General features: G+C 72.1%; 19 protein-coding genes. 9 read left to right on the forward strand and 10 right to left on the reverse strand.

The features are described 5' to 3' along the window. Window positions 1-7: 7 nt before the first annotated feature. Together K6T36_RS04855 and K6T36_RS04860 are read right to left on the reverse strand one after the other, a co-directional pair. Window positions 8-1,129, reverse strand: coding sequence for a glycosyltransferase (locus tag K6T36_RS04855; protein ID WP_222922851.1), 1,122 nt, complete (start codon window positions 1,127-1,129; stop codon window positions 8-10). A gap of 106 nt (window positions 1,130-1,235) precedes the next feature. Beyond that, the gene (locus K6T36_RS04860) at window positions 1,236-2,306 is read right to left on the reverse strand and encodes a glycosyltransferase family 4 protein (protein WP_222922852.1); all 1,071 of its coding nucleotides are present in this window, start codon (window positions 2,304-2,306) and stop codon (window positions 1,236-1,238) included. Window positions 2,307-2,444: 138 nt separating this feature from the next. On the opposite strand from K6T36_RS04860, the gene K6T36_RS04865 reads away from it, so the two are divergent. The 6 genes from K6T36_RS04865 (at window position 2,445) to K6T36_RS04890 (ending at window position 9,635) form a co-directional block, all read left to right on the forward strand. Next, entirely contained in the window at window positions 2,445-2,912 is a 468-nt protein-coding gene (locus K6T36_RS04865; protein WP_222922853.1) for a GNAT family N-acetyltransferase, read from the forward strand. 144 nt (window positions 2,913-3,056) lie between these two features. Then, window positions 3,057-4,289, forward strand: coding sequence for an MFS transporter (locus tag K6T36_RS04870; protein ID WP_222922854.1), 1,233 nt, complete (start codon window positions 3,057-3,059; stop codon window positions 4,287-4,289). A gap of 198 nt (window positions 4,290-4,487) precedes the next feature. Next, on the forward strand, window positions 4,488-5,315 hold the full coding sequence (locus K6T36_RS04875; RefSeq protein ID WP_225935186.1) for a winged helix-turn-helix domain-containing protein: 828 nt from the start codon (window positions 4,488-4,490) through the stop codon (window positions 5,313-5,315). Further along, the gene (locus K6T36_RS04880; RefSeq protein WP_222922855.1) at window positions 5,312-6,673 is read left to right on the forward strand and encodes a S8 family serine peptidase; all 1,362 of its coding nucleotides are present in this window, start codon (window positions 5,312-5,314) and stop codon (window positions 6,671-6,673) included. The genes K6T36_RS04875 and K6T36_RS04880 overlap by 4 nt, the downstream gene beginning before the upstream one ends. A gap of 69 nt (window positions 6,674-6,742) precedes the next feature. Next, window positions 6,743-7,132, forward strand: a complete 390-nt coding sequence (locus tag K6T36_RS04885) for a hypothetical protein (protein ID WP_222922856.1) — start codon at window positions 6,743-6,745, stop codon at window positions 7,130-7,132. A 103-nt stretch (window positions 7,133-7,235) separates the two neighbouring features. Further along, the gene (locus K6T36_RS04890) at window positions 7,236-9,635 is read left to right on the forward strand and encodes an ATP-dependent DNA helicase (RefSeq protein ID WP_225935187.1); all 2,400 of its coding nucleotides are present in this window, start codon (window positions 7,236-7,238) and stop codon (window positions 9,633-9,635) included. A gap of 159 nt (window positions 9,636-9,794) precedes the next feature. Here K6T36_RS04890 and K6T36_RS04895 read toward each other — a convergent pair whose 3' ends face one another. Beyond that, window positions 9,795-10,349, reverse strand: coding sequence for a class I SAM-dependent methyltransferase (locus tag K6T36_RS04895; RefSeq protein ID WP_222922857.1), 555 nt, complete (start codon window positions 10,347-10,349; stop codon window positions 9,795-9,797). Between the two features lie 69 nt (window positions 10,350-10,418). On the opposite strand from K6T36_RS04895, the gene K6T36_RS04900 reads away from it, so the two are divergent. Together K6T36_RS04900 and K6T36_RS04905 are read left to right on the forward strand one after the other, a co-directional pair. Then, window positions 10,419-11,027 (forward strand): GNAT family N-acetyltransferase, encoded by a 609-nt coding sequence (locus K6T36_RS04900; RefSeq protein ID WP_222922858.1) that lies wholly within the window; start codon window positions 10,419-10,421, stop codon window positions 11,025-11,027. Between the two features lie 95 nt (window positions 11,028-11,122). Next, complete coding sequence (locus K6T36_RS04905) at window positions 11,123-11,308, forward strand: HEWD family protein (RefSeq protein WP_222922859.1); 186 nt, start codon at window positions 11,123-11,125, stop codon at window positions 11,306-11,308. Between the two features lie 60 nt (window positions 11,309-11,368). On the opposite strand, the gene K6T36_RS04910 is transcribed toward K6T36_RS04905, so the two are convergent. The 4 genes from K6T36_RS04910 to K6T36_RS04925 form a co-directional block, all read right to left on the reverse strand. Next, window positions 11,369-12,094 (reverse strand): HAD-IIB family hydrolase, encoded by a 726-nt coding sequence (locus K6T36_RS04910; RefSeq protein WP_222922860.1) that lies wholly within the window; start codon window positions 12,092-12,094, stop codon window positions 11,369-11,371. Window positions 12,095-12,200: 106 nt separating this feature from the next. After that, window positions 12,201-13,019: a DUF5803 family protein gene (locus K6T36_RS04915; RefSeq protein WP_222922861.1), complete on the reverse strand. Its 819-nt coding sequence runs from the start codon at window positions 13,017-13,019 to the stop codon at window positions 12,201-12,203. Between the two features lies 1 nt (window position 13,020). Continuing rightward, complete coding sequence (locus tag K6T36_RS04920; protein WP_222922862.1) at window positions 13,021-13,695, reverse strand: DUF2110 family protein; 675 nt, start codon at window positions 13,693-13,695, stop codon at window positions 13,021-13,023. Then, entirely contained in the window at window positions 13,696-14,235 is a 540-nt protein-coding gene (locus tag K6T36_RS04925) for a transcription factor (protein WP_222608328.1), read from the reverse strand. A 126-nt stretch (window positions 14,236-14,361) separates the two neighbouring features. Here K6T36_RS04925 and K6T36_RS04930 point away from each other — a divergent pair, with 126 nt between their 5' ends. Next, window positions 14,362-14,976, forward strand: a complete 615-nt coding sequence (locus tag K6T36_RS04930) for a DUF6517 family protein (protein ID WP_222922863.1) — start codon at window positions 14,362-14,364, stop codon at window positions 14,974-14,976. Between the two features lie 77 nt (window positions 14,977-15,053). On the opposite strand, the gene K6T36_RS04935 is transcribed toward K6T36_RS04930, so the two are convergent. From K6T36_RS04935 to K6T36_RS04945, 3 genes are all read right to left on the reverse strand, one after another. Beyond that, a complete protein-coding gene (locus tag K6T36_RS04935; protein WP_222922864.1) occupies window positions 15,054-15,440 on the reverse strand; it encodes a hypothetical protein in 387 nt (128 codons plus the stop codon). Continuing rightward, entirely contained in the window at window positions 15,437-15,685 is a 249-nt protein-coding gene (locus tag K6T36_RS04940) for a hypothetical protein (RefSeq protein WP_222922865.1), read from the reverse strand. Before K6T36_RS04940 ends, K6T36_RS04935 begins: the two co-directional genes overlap by 4 nt. A gap of 112 nt (window positions 15,686-15,797) precedes the next feature. Continuing rightward, the gene (locus K6T36_RS04945) at window positions 15,798-16,625 is read right to left on the reverse strand and encodes a transcriptional regulator TbsP domain-containing protein (protein WP_222922866.1); all 828 of its coding nucleotides are present in this window, start codon (window positions 16,623-16,625) and stop codon (window positions 15,798-15,800) included. Between the last annotated feature and the right edge of the window lie 34 nt (window positions 16,626-16,659).

A 16,659-nucleotide genomic window follows, 5' to 3' on the forward strand; every position in this document is an offset into this window, starting at 1 on the left:
CCACTCTCTATTCGGTCACGGCGTCGTACACCTCCGCCAGTCGGTCGACCGCGTGCTCGACGCTCGTCTCCTCGCGGCGGTCGAGACACGCGTCCGACAGCGACGCGCGCTCGGCGAGGGTGCGGTCGATGGCGTCGGCGAAGGCGGCGGTGTCGCCGCGGGGGTAGTGATGGCCCGTCTCGCCGTCGACGACCGTGTCCGCGAGCGCCCCCGCGTTGACCCCGACGACCGGCGTCCCGCAGGCGTTCGCCTCCAGCGCGACGAGTCCCTGCGTCTCGACGGGCGAGGGGAACAGGAAGGCGTCGAGGCCGGCGTACAGCGCGGGGAGCTCCTCGCGCGGGAGAAACCCGAGGAAGCGCGCGTCGACGCCGGCCTCCTCGCAGGCGCGCTCGACGGCGTCGCGGGCGGGGCCGTCGCCGCCGAACACGAGCGTCGCGTCGGCGTCGGCGGCCGCGACCGCCGGCGGGATCTCGGTCAGCTCCTTCTCGAAGCCGTGGCGGCCGGTGTAGCCGACGACGGGGCCGTCGGCCGGGTCCGGGAGGTCGTATTCGGCGCGGAATTCGGCGAGGGTGTCGTCGTCCGGCCGGGCGAAGAAGTCGGTGTCGACGCCGTTGGGGACGACCTCGACGGGCGTGTGGACGCCGATGTCGCGGAGGTGCTCGCCGGCGGGCTCGCTGGGAACGACGACCGCGGCGGCGGCGTTCATGTACCGCCGTTCGTACCGGCGGGCCGCGCCCTCGACGACCGCGGCCGCGGGGCCGGCCGCGAGGTAGTCGGCGTACTCGGCGGTCGGAGTGTGATAGGAGGCGACCAGCGGCGCTTCGATCCGCCGCGCGAGGTACCAGCCGGAGAGACCGAGCGCGAAGGGCGTGTGCGCGTGGACCACGTCCGCGTCGCGGACGGCGTCGGGGACGCCCGGCAGGCCCATCCGGAAGCCGTCGTAGAAGGGGAAGCCGACGCTTCGGGTGGTGTACTCGCCCGCTGCGGGGTCGTGTCCCGGCGCGCTGGGAAACACCACGTCCATCCGGCCGCCGCGCGTGCGCCACTCCTCGCGCCACGACTCCAGCGTGTAGGTGACGCCGTTCACCGTCGGCAGGTACGTGTCGGTGAACGCGGCGACGGTCTGCATTCGTCCGCCGTTTCCGGAGCGAGGGGTAATGCCTTGCGTCTTCGGCGCGGGTGCCAGCGCCGGCGACGGCGACGGCGACGGTTCTCGGACACTCCGGTCGGCTCGCCTACCGCGACTCGAGGAGCTGCTCGTACGTCTCGACCAGCTCCTCGCCGACGCGCTCCAGCGAGTGCTCGGCGGCCGTCTCGCGGGCGTTCTCGCCGAGTCGCTCCCGGAGGTCGGGGTCGTCGGCGAGGCGGTTCAGGGCCTCGACCATCTCCGCGCGGGAGTCACACAGCAGGCAGTCGTGGCCGTCCTCGAAGTACTCGCGGAAGACGGGGATGTCCCGGAGGACGCACGGCTTCCCGCAGGCCATCGCCTCCAGCACGACGATGCCCTGGTTCTCCTCCTTCGTCGGGAAGAAGAACACGTCGCCGGCGCCGAACGCGCCGGGCTTGTCGTCGACCCAGCCGGAGAAGGTGACGTTCTCGGGCGGGTCGTCCGTCCACCGCTTCACGGTCGGCGACGCCTGCGGGCCGGAGTCGACAGTGCCGAACCACGCGAAGTCGTGGTCGGTGCGCTTCGCCACCTCACAGAAGGCGGTCAGGCCCTTGCGCTCGAAGACCGACCCGACCGCGAACATCACGACGCCGTCCAGGTCGAACCGCTCGCGATACTCCTCGCGGTACCGCTCGTGGTCGGCGACCGAGTCGCGGTCGATGCCGTTGGAGACCGCACGGATCGGCGCGTCGACGGGGTACTCGAGCAGTCGACGCTTCGTGTATTCCGAGGGCGTGAGCACCAGGTCCGCCTGCGAGTAGAACCACCGGAGATACCGCCGGAGCGCGGGCGCGATCGCGTTCGACCCGCGGAAGCTCTCGCGGAAGTCCTCGCTCGTGACGTGGCAGTGGAGCACCAGCGGCGTGTCCGTCACTTTCGCGTACCGCGCGAGCGCGACGCTGGCAGGACCGATGAGGTTCAGGTGGATCACGTCCACGTCCGAGAGCGGCGAGCGGCCGGCGAGGGCGCCGCGGAGGGCGGCGCGGGGGTCGCCGGCGGCCCACGGCGAGGTGACGACCTCCACGTCCGCGCCGGCGGCGCGGGCGCGCTCCAGCGCCTCGACCTGCTGGTCGTGTGCGGTGCCGATGCCCGCGCGGTCGAGCTGGGAGTCGAGTTCGAGGTAGTCGAGGACGCGCACGGTCGGGTGGCTCCGGGTTCGGCGGGTCGGGGTTTGAGCGTGCTGGATCCGGGTCGGTGGGAATCGATCGAGTCCGGTCCGTGACATCCCTCGACACGGCGGGCGAACCCTGAACAGGCGGCGCCGAGCACCCCCGATATGGAACTCGCCGAAGCCACCGCCGACGACCTCGATACGCTCGTCGACCGCTGGCACGACCTCGCGAAGTCGATGGAGGAACACTCCGAGCTGAACGAGCTCGTCTACGCGGACGCCGACGAGGTTCCGGACGACGGGTTCCGGGTCCACCTCGATGACGACCGCGTCACGGACTACCTCGTCGTTCACGACTCCGAGACGATCGGCTTTCTCACCCTCCGGGAGGGCCGACACCCGTCGCGGCGGTACTCGCGGTATCTCCGGATCGTGAACGTCGCCATCGACGAGGAGCACCGGGGCCAAGGCCACGGCACGGCGGTCGTCGAGCGCGTGAAGGAGATCGCCCGCGAGCGCGGGTGCGATCACCTCAAAGTCGCCTGCGAATGGGGGAACGAGGGCGCCCGACGGTTCTACCGCGACACGGGCTTCCGGCCGAAACAGGTCGACTACGCACAGCCGCTAGAGTGAGCCGGGGGACGTAGCGCGTCCCCGCGCGCGCTCGGCCCCGTATCCGTTCGTGCCGTTCGGTCATCCGGGTTCGCGCCGTTCGATCCGGCGGATTCCCGCTTCCGCAACGCTTGAGCCCCGCCGCGCGAATCGACACCCGTTCACGTGACGAAGCGCCTCTTCACCGCCCTCTGCGGGTTGGTCTTTCTGGTCAACTTCGGGCGGGTCGCGTTCGCGCCGCTGGTCCCCGAGTTCCAGCAGGACCTCGGGATCTCGGCGGCCGCGGTCGGCTCGGTCACGACGCTCGTGTGGATCGGCACCGCGGCCCCCAGGATCCCGATCGGGTGGGTGCTCACGAGGGTCGCCCGCGAGCGCGTCGTCCTCGCGACCGGGATCGCGCTGTCGCTTGCGGCGGCGCTCACCGCCATGGCCGACTCGCTGCTCGCTCTCCGGGTCGGCGCGTTCGCGGTCGGGCTCGCCACCGGCGGCTACTTCGTCGCCGCGATCCCGCTCATCGGCGCGCTGTACCCCGAGCGGACCGGCAGGGCCGTCGGGGTCCACGGCACCGCCAGTCAGGTCGCGAGCGTCGTCGCCCCGGCGCTCGCGCTCGCGGCGATCGCCCGCGTCGGCGACTGGCGCGCGGTGTTCTGGCTGCTCGCGGGCGGGGCGCTCGTCGTCACGATCGCCCTCTTCGCGGTCGTTCGGGCCCGCGGCGGGGTCGAGCCCGAGGGCGACGCTGCCGCGACCGACGGGGACGGCGTCGCCGACGCGGAGCCGCGGAGCTTCCTCGCGGCGCTGTCGCACTGGCGGATCGTGCTCGCGGGGATGTCGCTGGTCGCCGTCGCGGGCTTCGCCTGGCAGGGCGTGTTCAACTTCTACGTGAGCTACCTGCTCTCGAAGGGACTGACGCCGGCGAACGCGAACCTGCTGCTCACCGTCGCGTTCGCCGCCGGCGTGCCGGCGTTCTGGCTCGGCGGCCGGCTCGCCGACCGGCTCCCGAAGGTGCCGTACCTGCTCGCGCTCAACGCCGCGTTCGTCGCGTCGCTGGTGACGCTCACGTACGCCGGGTCGCTGGCGGCGTTCGCCGTCGTCTCGGCGGCCCTGGGCTACGCCGCGCACGCGCTGTTCCCCGCCGTCGACACGTACATGCTGTCGACGCTGCCGGCGGCCGACCGCGCCAGCGCGTACGCCGTCTTCTCGGGCGCGTCGCTGCTGTTCGAGGCGAACGGCTCCGGCGTCGTGGGCGCGCTCACCGACGCCGGGGTCGCGTTCGACCGGGTGTTCCGGCTGTTCGCCGTCGCAGTGGCGGCGGTGCTCGTGCTCGCGGCGCTGTTGTACGTCCTCGGCCGGTTCCCCGCCCCGGCCGGATCCACCCGACGGCAACCGGACGGTCGATGATCGGGGGCGGTGACCGTCACCGGTGAGCGAAGGTCGGCGATGCTCTCCGGTGATCGACGGCCGGCGGCCGTCTCGGATGACCGACGGTCGGCGATCGACCGTCGGCGAGTGACAGTCGGTCGCCGAGCGGCGGCGGTTCCCGTCGATCCGACGAAATCGGACCGAAACGTTTTGGTCTTCTATGAAGAACTCCCCCGTATGTCAGGCACGCTCCCGTCGAACACGGACGACCCGGACGGGTCCGACGGGGCCGATGGGTCGGACGGGGCCGACCGTGCTCCGGAGAACACGAGCGGCGCACGGGCCGACGGGGGGGCCGCCGAATCCGACGCCATGTCGACGCGGCGTCCGCCCGCATCCGGGGGGACGGGATCGTCGGCGACGACCGACATCGACCCGTCGGCTGCGGATCTCGACGCCGTCGAGCGCGACGCCGCCGAACACGGCGACGACGCCGAACCCGACGACGAGAGCGTCCGGGTCTGTTGGCTCGACGACGAGGGCGCCGACGATCTCATCGGCGCGCTCGCCCCGGAGACGGCCAGGACGATCCTCGGGTCGGTTCACGAGCAACCGAAGACGGCCTCCGAGCTGGCCGACGCGGCGGACACCTCGGTCCAGAACGTCCGCCACCACGTCTCGAAGCTCACCGACGCCGGGCTGGTGGAGTCCGTCGACACTCGCTACTCCGTCAAGGGGCGGGAGATGACCGTGTACGGCCCGGCAGACGACCGCGTCGTCGTCGCCGTCGGCGGCGAGTCGGAGCGCTCCTCGCTGCTGGATTCGCTTCGCGGGCTGTTGGGCGCGGTCGCGGTGCTCGCGGGCGCGAGCCTCCTCGTGCAGTCGCTGTTCGGCGCGTCGGTCGCGACGCTGTCGGGACCGGAGACGGTGCCGCGGATCGGGGACGCCGTCGGGGGGTCCGCCGGCGCGACGCTCGGAACGCTCTCGCCGGGCGTCGCGTTCCTCGCGGGCGGGCTCCTCGTGCTCGCGACGCTCGTGGCCGCCGACCGAGTTCGGGACAGGTGACGACCGTGGGTCGGACGGCGGCGCTTCTGACGGTCGTTATCGTCGTCGCGAGCGCCGGCACCGGCCTGGTCGGCGCCGACGTGACCCGCGAGAGCGCCGCGTTCGTCGGCGGGAACGCCATCCCGGGGTACGGCGATCTCGACCGGTTCGCCGACGGATCGGGGTCGCCACCGGCGGCCGGTTCCCCGTCCGACCGCGAGGAACTCCAACGTGGATCCTCCGGATCCGTCGACGCCGCGGTCGACGACGACGCCGTCCGCGTCGGCGTCATCGGGAGCGGATTCGGCGACGACGCGGCCGTCGACGGTCGGGTGGTCGCCCGCTCGCGCGCCGGTACCGCTCGGTTCGGCCTGGTTCCGGGCGGCCGCGACGCCGGCGGCCACGACGCCGCCGTCGCGAGCGTCGTCGCACAGCGCGCCCCGGAATCGTCGCTGTATCTCGCCTCGGTCGGCTACGAGCCGACGCCGGCCGAGTACGCGCGCGCGGTGGACTGGCTCGTGGACCACGAGGTCGACGTGATCGTCGACGCGGGGAGCTACTACCCGCGAACGGCCGACGGGATGGACCGGATCGCCGGCGCCGCCGAGCGCGCGACGGACGACGGAACCGTCTTCGTCACCTCCGGCGGAAACGCCGCACAGCGGCACTGGCGCGGGGCGGCGAGCGATCCGGGGTGGCTGGCGTTCGACGACGACGGCACGCAGGGCAACCGCCTCGGCGACGGACCGATCTCGGGTGCGGTGACGCTGCGGCTGTACTGGTCGGGGTCGGGCGACTACGACCTGTACCTGTACCGCGACGTCGCGGACGGCCCCGACGAGGTCGTAGCGAAGTCGACCCGCGGGTCGGGCCGGGCGGAGGCGATCGACGCGGTGGTTCCCCGCGGCTCCTACTACGTCGCGGTGCACGCGCGCGACCCCGGCGACGGCCACGTGGACCTGTTCGCCGCGCGCCACCGACTCGCGCACGCCGCCGCCAACGGGAGCACGGTCGCGCCCGCCACCGCCGGCACCGACGGCGTCATCTCCGTCGGCGCGGTCGGAGCCGACGGCCGGCTCGCGGCGTACTCCCCGGCCGACACCGACGTGCGCGCGGCGGGAACGGTCGGCCTCCCCGACGGGACGACCCTCAGAGGGACCTCGGCGGCCGCGCCGGCCGTCGCGGGCGTCGTCGCCGAGATGACCGCCGCCGCCGGCGAGGACGGGCTCACGCCGGCGGAGACCGAGCGACTGCTCCGCGAGACCGCCGTCGACGGTCGGATCGACCCCGGAGCCGCCGTCGCCGCAGCGAGCGCCGACAACCGGACGGGCGAGGACGCGAGCGCGGACGACGGGTCGTGGGTGTACCGCGGTCCGTGACCCGCGCCGCGCTCCGCGGCCCCGGATCGCGCCGAAACCGTTAGGACGACTCGCTGCCGTCCGGAACTCGTGCGAGAACCCGGCGGCGTCGCGATCGCCGAGCGCGTCGAGGAGTACTGGGGGTGGGCGGCGGCCGCGCTGTTTCTCCTCGTGACCGTCGACCTGTTGACGACGATGTACGCCGCGGCCGTCGTCGGAGCCGAGGCGGAGGCCAACCCGCTGATGCGGTGGGCGTTGGGGCAGTCACTCCCCGTGCTCGTCGTCGTCAACCTCGGCGCAACGGTGCTCGCGGTCGTCGTCTTTCGGGGACTGATGGAGACCTACCGGGTGACGCCGGCGAGCGTTCGTCCGTACTACGGCCTGCTCATCGAGGCGTGGCTCGGGCTGCTCGTCGCCGCCGGCCTCGCGCTGTTCGCCAATAACCTCTCGGTGATCGTGCTCGGCGAGAGCCTGATTTGACGGTCGCCGCGGCGGCGAGAGTGCTGCGGGCGTCGGCGGTACGTTCGGCGTGCCTCACTGAAGATTCAAGTACGAAAGCGGGACCATCGACGGACTGAAACCCGTGGAAACCGCCGACTACACCGTGACCGAGGCGACGGACGAGCCGTGGCGAACCGTGTTCGGGCACCCCGACCCGTACCCAGAGCAGGCCGACGGGATCGAGGCCGCCCGCGCCGTCGCCGACGACGGAGGCTACCTCGCGCTGGAGGGCGCATGTGGCACCGGGAAGACGATGCTGGCGCTGACTGCCGGCATCGACCTGGTACGCGACCCCGACAGCGACTACGAGCGCGTGCTCGTGCTCACGAGCGTCAAGCAGCAGCTCCGACAGTTCGAGGCGGACCTCCGCACGATCAACGAGGGACTGCCCGACGACTGGCGCCCCGTCTCGGGGATGACGCTCGTCGGCAAGGCCGACGTGTGCCCGTACGCCCGGGAGAACCGCGGCGGCGTCGACACGGCGAACGTGTACGAGCGCTGTGAGGGGCTGCGCGAGCGCACCCGGGACCTCGTCGGCGACGCCGACGGCGGCGAGACCACCGCCGGCGCGCTCGCCGAACAGGCCCGTCGCGCACAGACCGGGCTCGCCGACACCGGCGAGGACGGCGCCGCATACCTCGAAACCGCGGGCGAGCCGACGCCGTACCTGCCGGAGATGCCGGAGCACGGAGGGTCAGCCACCCGCGAGGGCGTCGAGTACTGCCCCTTCTACGCGCAGTACCTCGACGACCTCCCGGAGGACGGCGACGCCGCGGAGGCGGTGCCGTTCGACTTCGCCGACCGGGGACTCATCGACGCCGAGGAGCTGGTCCGCCTGTCGGCGGGCCACGGCACCTGCCCGCACTCGATGATGGGGGCGATCCTCCCGCAGGTCGAGGTCGTCGTCGGCAACTACTACCACGCGTTCGACCCGACGACGGTCGGCGGGTTCACGGGCGCGCTCGTCGACGACTCCACCTTCGTCGTCTGCGACGAGGCGCACATGCTCGAACCGCGGGTCCGCGACCTCGTCTCCGACGGCGTCGCCGACACGAGCCTCCGCGACGCCGAGAACGAGCTGACGCGCGTCATCCAGCCGGTGCAGTTCGAGGACTCGGGCCGGCGCGTCGAGGGGACGACCGACGCCGACCTCGTGCGCGGCGAACTCGCCGACGCCGAGGTGAGCCTCGACGAGGTGAAGCTCCTGCTGGAGTTCGTCCGCGACCTCCGCGAGGAGCTCGACCGCCGCGTCGAGGGCTTCCTCGACGCCGAGCGCCGCGGCTGGCGCGACGACCCTACGGACCTCGACGACGAGGAGATCCCGCTGCGCGATCCGGAGGAGCCAGGCGTCGACGAGATCACCGAGTGGGCCCGCGACGCCGGCTACGGCGAGCAGGTGTGGGCCAGGGCCGAGCAGGTCGGCGCCGTCGCCGCGCGGATCCTCGACGAGGCCGAGGAGGAGGACCGCCAGCGGGCCGTCCCCGGGGTCGGCCGGACGCTCAACGCCTGGTACCGCTGCGATCACGAGACGTACTTCCGAGAGCTGGAGCTCCTTCGCACGTGGGACGAGACCGAGGCGCCCGACTCGTGGCGCCGCGCGTACAACGCCCGGCTCGCGTTACACAACTGCGTGCCCGCCGACGCCATCGGCGAGCGCCTCGCCGACTTCGGCGGGGGCGTGCTCATGTCGGCGACGCTCGCACCGCTCGACGTGTTCCGGGAGGTGACGGGGCTCAACTACCTCGAATCGGAGGGTCGCCCCGTCGAGGAGCGGACCTACGGCCTCGGGTTCCCGGAGGAGAATCGGGCGTCCTTCGCGGTCGACGTGCCGAAGTTCACGTTCTCCAACCGGGGTGTGCCCGGCGAGAGCAACGAGACCCGCCGCGCGCACGCCGACGCCGCCGCCGAGGTCGCCGCGACCACGCCCGGGAACGTCCTCGTCGGGATGCCCAGCTACGGCGAGGCCGAGTGGATGGCCGGCGAGTTGGACGCCGACGGCCGGATCGACAAGGAGGTCCTCATCGACGAGTCGAGCGACGACACCGCGACGGAGGCGCTCAAGGCGGACTTCTTCGACGGCGACGCGAAGGTGCTCGTCACCAGCATCCGGGGCACCCTCACCGAGGGCGTCGACTACGAGGGCGACCGCCTCGCCGCGGCGGTGATCTGCGGCGTCCCGATCATCAACACCTCGTCGCCGCGGACGCGCGCGGTGAAGACGGCCTACGACCGCGAGTTCGGCGAGGGGTTCGAGACCGCGCTGACGGTGCCTGCGGTTCGGAAGGCCCGGCAGGCGATCGGCCGGGTGATCCGGGGGCCCGAGGAGGTCGGCGTCCGCTGCCTGGTCGACGCACGCTACGCCCGCCAGTCGTGGAACGCGGTCCGCGAGTATCTGCCCGAGTACGAGCGCGAGGAGTTCCGGCCGGTGAGCCCGGACATGCTGCGCTTCGGGTTGGAGCGGTTCTGGGACGACCACGGGTAGCTGCGAACTCGGTCGTCTGTGTTGTGAGCAACGCGAACGCGAGTCCGCAGTACGCCGCGAAAGTCCCACCCTCGACTGTTCGGTCGGCTATCGCTTCGTGGACACCCGATCGTGCCGTCGTGGGGTGTCGGGAACCGCCGTCGCGATCGGTACGAGCCCTCAGCGACGCGCGACGAGGACGAACGTGTCGGTGCGCGTCTCCGCGCGCTCGACGGTGAAGCCGGCGTCCTCGAAGGCGCTCGCGGCGTCGCCGACGCCGAAGCGCTCGTCGCGGGGCGGCCCGGCGTCGCCCGGGCCCTCGGCGGTCCAGTCCACCGTGACCACGCGGCCGCCGGGGCGGACGACGCGCGCGAGCTCCGCCAGCGACTCGTCGCTCGCGTACTCGTGATACGTCATCGTCGAGAACGCGGCATCGAGCGCGTTCTCGGAGAGCGGGAGGTCGTCGACGCCCGCGGTGACGGTCTCGACGTTCTCCGGGATCCCCTTCTCGGCGTACAGGTCGTGCATCTCCGACTGCACGTCGACGGCGTAGCAGGTGCCGACGTGCGCCGCGACCACGTCGGTGTAGAATCCGGTGCCGGAACCGAGATCGGCGATCGTCGCGTCCGCGGGAACCGCCAGCGCGGCGAGGAGCTCCTCCGCCGAACAGTATCGGAACCGATCCGGGTCCTCCAGTTTGTCCGCGCGGTCGACGTCGAACGTGTGGAACCCCATCGCCTCCCCGTAGGCGCCGGGGGGTAAAGACCCCCGGAGGTTTTGTCGCCTCGGGTCCAGCGGGTCGACATGCACGTCCGCGATGCCGATCGCGACGACGCCGAGACGATCGCGTCGGTCGCGCGGGCGTCCTGGCACGCCGCCTACGGCGGGTTCCTGTCCGAGGGCGAGATCGACGCCACGGTCGACGAGTGGTACGCTCCGGAGACGCTCCGTCGACACATCGCCGCCGCCGGGGCGTTCCTCGTCGCGGAGGCGGACTCGGACGACGGAGCTGACGGCGAGGGCGGAGCGGACGGATACGACGCCGGGAGGCTTCTGGGGTTCGCACACGTCCGGTACGCCCCCGAGGTCGGGAACGTCGTCATCCGGCGCATCTACGTCCACCCGGACGCGTGGGGCGGAGGGGTCGGCACCGCCCTCCTGGGCGCGGTCGCGCGGCGGTTCGCCGACGACCACGAGCAGCTCTCGACTGTCGTGTTCGCCGAGAACGAGGTCGGCCTGTCGTTTTACAAGCGGCACGGGTTCGAGATGATCGGACAGCAGACGACCGCGTTCGGCGGCGAGGAACACGACGAGCGGATCGTCGTGGCCGACCTCGACGACCTCGCGGAGCTCGCCCCGGGGGCGGAGGCGAGCACCGCGGAGCGAACGGACGGGACGAACGAGCCGGACTGACGACGGCGGACCGACGGGGTCGGATCGAACCGCCCGACCGGAACGCGGTCGGTCGCCCCGAGAGGGTTAAGACGATCCGCGGACCACGTGTTCGCATGGCAGAACGTATCCGTCGCCCCCGGGCGCGCGTCTGCGAGCGGTGCGGCCGCGAGGAGCGCTTCGACGACGCGACCGGGAGCTGGGTCGTCGACGACGACGCGGTCGGCGCGGTGTACTGCATTCACGAGTGGGACATCAACGGCTCGTTCGTCCCGTTCGAGGACGGCGCGAGCGAGGCGTAGGCCCGCGGACCCCCGTCGGTACGCGCCGGACCGCCGATCGGAACCGACGTGCCGACGGGGTCAGCCGCTCGCGCGCTCGACCACCTCCGCGAGCACCGCCATCGTGCCGTCCATGAACCCGTCGTCGAGCACCGAATCCGCGGCGTCCTTCGCGACCTCGTCGGCGTTCGCGAGCGCGTAGCTCTCGCCGGCGACCGCGAACGTCGAGGCGTCGTTCATCGAGTCGCCGACGGCGACGAACGCCGCCGGGTCGCGATCGAGGATCGACGCCGCCTCCCGGAGCCCCCGTCCCTTGCTCACGTCGGGGTCGGTGAGGTGGTAGGCGTACCCCGTGTCCAGAAACGTCAGGTCGAACTCCTCGGCGACCTCCCGGAGCAGCGCCTCGTCGGCGGAGACGCGGGCGGCGACCTCCGTCTCGCGCCAGCGGTTCACGGTGTCGGCGTCGCCCCAGCCCAACTCCCCGCCGCGCTCGCGGAAGGCGTCGACCGCCGCGGCGACGCGCTCGGCGTCGCCCTCTACGTGTACCCGTTCGTCGACGCAGACGACGCCGCCGTTCTCGGCGATCACCCGCTCGGGGACCCCCGCGAAGTGGCACAACGCGATCGGGTACGGGAACGACTTCCCCGTCGCGAGCACGACCGGCGCGGGCCACTCGGGCAGCACCCGGAACACGCGGGGGTCTATCGTGTGCTCGGGCGTCGTCAGCGTCCCGTCGATGTCGAGCGCCAGCGGCGGGAGGTCCGCGTCCCCGGGGATCTCGAGGCTCGCGGGGGCGTCACTCGTCATTGGCCGGTGAAGGGGACGCGGGAGAAAAGGGGCGTCGGTCCGGCGGGCCGAGGGCGGCGACGCGCCGGGTCGGCGTCGGTCGGAGTCGACGGATCCCGGCGGGGACTCAGCGCATCCCCGGCGGCGGGCCGTCGTCGCCGAGGTCGTCGTCGCCGGTGTCGACGTCGAGCCCCATCTCCTCACGGCGTTCGCGAAGGGCGTCGATCTGCCGGCGGTAGTACAGCAGGCCGCCCCCGCCGACGACCGCGAGGAGGGCGAACACCGCCCCGAAGATCCGGATGTCCTGCGGGAGATAGAACTGGACGATCACTGACTCCGTTTGCACGTCGTCCCAGCGGACGTGGAGCCGGTTCTCGTCGTCGATCGAGGTGGTCGCCCCGCCCGGGTTCACGTCGCCGAACACCGGCAGCGACGTGCGGCGGTTCGGCGGGAGGACGACCTCGTAGGAACCCTCCACGTACGTCGGGAGCGCGAACCGCTTGGGCGTCGAGCCGGCGGTGAAGGCGATCCGGTCGCCCTCGACATCGCCCTCGCCGGGGAACTCGATGCGGACCACGTCGCGCGTCTGCTCGACGGCGCCGCGCTCGGCCAGCTCCGACCCGGTGATCACGGTCCCGTTAGGGTAGCGGTAGCGCACCGCCCGCACGTCCAGCGGGTTCGTGCCGCCGAGGCCGTCGCGGCGGTACAGCTCGATCTCGCTCCCGTTCACGGCGTACACCGCCGAGAACGTCGCGTTGTCGTGGATCGTGATGTGGGCGTCCAGGTCGGACTCGACGCTCGCGTTCCAGTCGTACTCGCCGCCCGCGGGCGACCGATCGAGGCGCTCCTCGGAGACGGAGCCGCCGCCGAGGACGCCGAGACAGCCCGACAGCGTGAGCATGCCGACCAGCGCCGCGAGCGCGAGGAGTCGTCGCCGGCGGGGCATGTTACTGCGGGATGACGGCCTTCAGTTCCGAGGGGAGGTAGCCGCCGATGGCCGCGAGCAGCCCGGGCGCGTCCGTTTCCTCCCGGCAGACGATGCTCTGTTCGAGCAGGCCGAGCCGCTCGACCGTGACGATGTCGTTGGCGTGGCCCGCCCGGTTGACGGTCGCGCGCACCTCCGCCCGCGTCGCGGAGTTGACGTTCACGCGGCCCTGCCCGCGCGTCCAGTCGTACAGGCGGTCGCGCTCCTCGTCGGCGAGCTCGTGGTCGCCGTCCTCGTCGTAGACGAACCGGAGGGCGAGGTGCTGGACGATGCCGAGGCGGTCGCGGACCTGTTCGGGCGTCCCGGCGCCGAGCCCGAGCCCCTCGGCCGGGATCCGGATCTCCGTGCCCGCGTCGAGGACGAACCCGTCGTCGTCCCAGCCGTCGAGCGTGCCGACGTACGTCTCGCCGTCGGTGAAGTGGTCGGTGATCTCGCCCCACTCCTCCCGGAGGACGTTGCGGGCGACCGTCTCGTCGTCGCCCGAGACGGTCACCGAGACGAAGTCGTCGTGGCGCACGCCCACGTCGAACTCGACGTCGAGGTCGCCGAGATCGTTGGCGACGAGCGAGGTCATCCCGTCGAGCGCGCGGTCGCGGGCGTCGCCCGAGACGTAGCACTTGGTCGCGAGGACGACCATCTACGCTTGCGCCCCGGCTTCCTCGCGGTCGACGTTGAGCTCGTCGGCGAGCTGGTCGATGCGCCACTCCATCGCCTCGACGAGGCGGCTGTTCTCCATCGACTCCAGCGGCGACCCGCACTCGGGGCACTCGAAGCCGAACTCCATCGCCTCCTCGAACTCGAAGCGGATCGAGTCGACCTCACAGAGGTAGAACTGGTGGTCCGACTCGTAGGACCGGCGCTCCTCGAGCCCCTCGAGCAGGCGGTGCATCTCCTCCTCGAGGTTCTCAGGGATGTTCTCGTAGTGGAACGTCCACAGGTAGGTGAGCCACCCCGAGTCCTCGTCGCGAACGCGGCGATACGACGCCAGGTCGTTCTCGTAGAGGATGAACAGCGCGCGTCGAACGTCGTTCAACTCCAGTCCCATCTCCTCGGCGAGCTCCTCGTCGGTGACCTCGCCGTCCGGCGGGGCCGCCGCGACGGGCATCCCCGTCGGGCCGACGAGCTCGTGGAGGTACTTCTGGATAACAGGGTCTTCCAGGAGGTCCTCAAAAGCCATTTGTCGAATGTGCGGGTGGATGTCGGTTAAAGTCACCGACTCGGCGGGTCGCCGCGACGCGAGCGCCGGCCGGCGAATCAGTCACGCACAGTTATCCCCGTCGCACTCGACACCGGATCCCGACGCATGTCGGACCTGTCCCCGCCTGGCCGGTTCCCCTCGGTGCCCTCCGACGCGCTCGCCGAGGGAGGGTGGCGCGAACGCGAGCGCCGGGAGACCACCGAGTTCGACGCGGCGATCGTCACCGTCGAGGCCGCGACCGTCGTGTACGAGGACCGCGTGCTCCGCGACCGGATCCGCGAGGAGACGGGGCTCGACCGGCTGTGGCGCTTCTTCGTCGCGAGCCGGCTCACGGTGTCGCCCGCGACCGGGCCCTCGCCCGCGCTCACGAAGCTCGTCGCCAACCGGGCCCACGCCGGCTTCGCCGACACGATCGCCGACCGCGGATTCGAGGGCGTCAGGCGGACCGACCGCGACGACGAGGCGGCCGAGGACGCGCTCGACGACGGCTCGCGCGTCGCCGGCTACGAGGCGCTGTGTCGCCTCGACGGCGTCGCCGTCCGCGCACGGGGGTGGGCCGCCGTCAGGCCCGTCGGGGACGCGTACCTCCTCGTCGGCGGGGCCTACCCGACGGCCGTCCGGAGCGCGCCCGACGAGCGGACGGACGACGCGCTCGCCGAGGCGTTCGACCCGGACGGGTACCGCGAGGAGCTGTTCTCGTTGATGCGCGCGACGGAGTGAGCGACGCGAAGATCGGCGCGTTCGTCACCGCGGCGGCGTCGTGAGCGGCGTCACCGGCGGCGGCACCGGCGGCGGCGTCACCACCGACCCCGAAGCACCGCGGCGGCGACACCACCGAGGTCGAGCCGGACGGGTGCGACGCCGAGCGCGCGGGCGAGCGGTCCGGCGGGGACGCCCGGGTCGACGCGGCCGACCTCCACGTCGCCGACGTGGACGCCGATCGGGACTCGGTCGACCGACCGCCCGATCCGCTCCGGAATCGCCTCCCGAAGCGACCCTATCCGTCCGAGCGTCCGGAGGCTGTCGGCCGATACGTCGATCCGACCGTCGGCCGAGCGGACGGCGAGTCGGTCGCCGTCGACGGTCGCCTCGACGTCGACCGCGATCCGGAGGTCGCCGACGGCGACCGGTTCGGCGTCGTCGTCAGTCGGCCGGGATCGGTCGCGCGGCGACCGATCGATCACTCCCCGCGGTCCTCCTCCTTCCGGTCCCCCTGTTCGCTCGATGAGATACGAAGCGTCCCGTTGAACCGCCAGTGTGCGTGGGTCGCGTCCTCGTCGGCGCTGCTCGGGACGTCCACCTCCAGGTCGTCGAAGGTGTAGCTGATCTCGGCGCCGCGCCCCGTCAGCCGTTCGTACAGGGCGATACCGAAGTCGGGCCACGTGGTCGTCTCCCCTCGACCGGGCTCGGCCGTGTCGTCGGCACTCATCACTGTCCTGACTAACGGTTCCGACCGACTTATCGGTGTTCCCCGATCTCCCATCGTGACCGCGGTGCGGTGCCGTGATCACTGTGCCGCTCTGCTTCTCCACGGCCGTCGTTCACTCGCGCAGGGCCGACCGTCCGCGTGCGAGCAACTCCGCGCCCGTCGGCTCGGGGTTGCCGTCGCCAGCCAGCACGAGCCGGTGTCGAGGACGGCCGACGCCGACCGGTTCGCGCTCGGTCTCGACGAGCCCCGAATCGACGAGGCGCGCCTTCGATCTGGCGATCTCCGTTCGGCTGGAAAGGCCGATCTCCTCGGCCCACTCCCCGATGCGCATCGTCAACAGCTCGTGGCGCGCGCCGACGAGCGTACACGCCGTTACGGGGTCGAACGCGGCGGTTCGTGGGAGGGTATCGGCCGCGCGCAACAGGTCCGCGAGCGTCTCCGCGCCGTCGGGCCACCGGTCCGCGAACGACTCCACGAGGGTCGTTCGGCCCGGAACGTCGAACGCGTACGGTTCGGCGTCGTGCCACCGCTCGTCGTAGGCGTCCTCGGCAACCGCACACAGCGTCTCGTCGTCGCCGTCGCACACCGTTGCCTCCCCGCCGACCGACACGTGCGCGCGGACGGTCCCGTCGGCGATCGTCAGGCTCGCGTCGAGCGTTCGGACCGTTCGGACGGCCAATCGGTCGGCCGATCGCGCGTCGACGGCGGCGGTTGCTGTCAGGAAGTCGGCGAACGCCGCGTCCGCCGCCTCCTCGGTGCACAGCAGCCGAACCCGCGGTTCCGGGCTCGTGGGGGTCGACGCGTCGACATCGGGGCGACCGTCGTCGGCGACCACGTCGACGACCCCCCGAACGAACGCCGGGGAGGAGTCGACGACGAGGGCGTCGGAAGCCGGAGCCAGCGCCCGTTCGGCGAGCACCGACGGAGGACCAGTCGTCATGGCGGAGCGTGCGAGGCGCTTTGACTTCAGTTTT

Source organism: Halobaculum roseum, from assembly GCF_019880245.1.
GTDB lineage: Archaea > Halobacteriota > Halobacteria > Halobacteriales > Haloferacaceae > Halobaculum > Halobaculum roseum.

Excerpts from the sequence above, each read along its gene's own strand:
- K6T36_RS04855 (WP_222922851.1), bottom strand. The coding sequence starts at position 1,129 with ATGCAGACCGTCGCCGCGTTCACCGACACGTACCTGCCGACGGTGAAC.
- K6T36_RS04865 (WP_222922853.1), top strand. The coding sequence starts at position 2,445 with ATGGAACTCGCCGAAGCCACCGCCGACGACCTCGATACGCTCGTCGAC.
- K6T36_RS04875 (WP_225935186.1), top strand. The coding sequence starts at position 4,488 with ATGTCAGGCACGCTCCCGTCGAACACGGACGACCCGGACGGGTCCGAC.
- K6T36_RS04895 (WP_222922857.1), bottom strand. The coding sequence starts at position 10,349 with ATGGGGTTCCACACGTTCGACGTCGACCGCGCGGACAAACTGGAGGAC.
- K6T36_RS04900 (WP_222922858.1), top strand. The coding sequence starts at position 10,419 with ATGCACGTCCGCGATGCCGATCGCGACGACGCCGAGACGATCGCGTCG.
- K6T36_RS04905 (WP_222922859.1), top strand. The coding sequence starts at position 11,123 with ATGGCAGAACGTATCCGTCGCCCCCGGGCGCGCGTCTGCGAGCGGTGC.
- K6T36_RS04910 (WP_222922860.1), bottom strand. The coding sequence starts at position 12,094 with ATGACGAGTGACGCCCCCGCGAGCCTCGAGATCCCCGGGGACGCGGAC.
- K6T36_RS04915 (WP_222922861.1), bottom strand. The coding sequence starts at position 13,019 with ATGCCCCGCCGGCGACGACTCCTCGCGCTCGCGGCGCTGGTCGGCATG.
- K6T36_RS04920 (WP_222922862.1), bottom strand. The coding sequence starts at position 13,695 with ATGGTCGTCCTCGCGACCAAGTGCTACGTCTCGGGCGACGCCCGCGAC.
- K6T36_RS04925 (WP_222608328.1), bottom strand. The coding sequence starts at position 14,235 with ATGGCTTTTGAGGACCTCCTGGAAGACCCTGTTATCCAGAAGTACCTC.
- K6T36_RS04930 (WP_222922863.1), top strand. The coding sequence starts at position 14,362 with ATGTCGGACCTGTCCCCGCCTGGCCGGTTCCCCTCGGTGCCCTCCGAC.
- K6T36_RS04940 (WP_222922865.1), bottom strand. The coding sequence starts at position 15,685 with ATGAGTGCCGACGACACGGCCGAGCCCGGTCGAGGGGAGACGACCACG.
- K6T36_RS04945 (WP_222922866.1), bottom strand. The coding sequence starts at position 16,625 with ATGACGACTGGTCCTCCGTCGGTGCTCGCCGAACGGGCGCTGGCTCCG.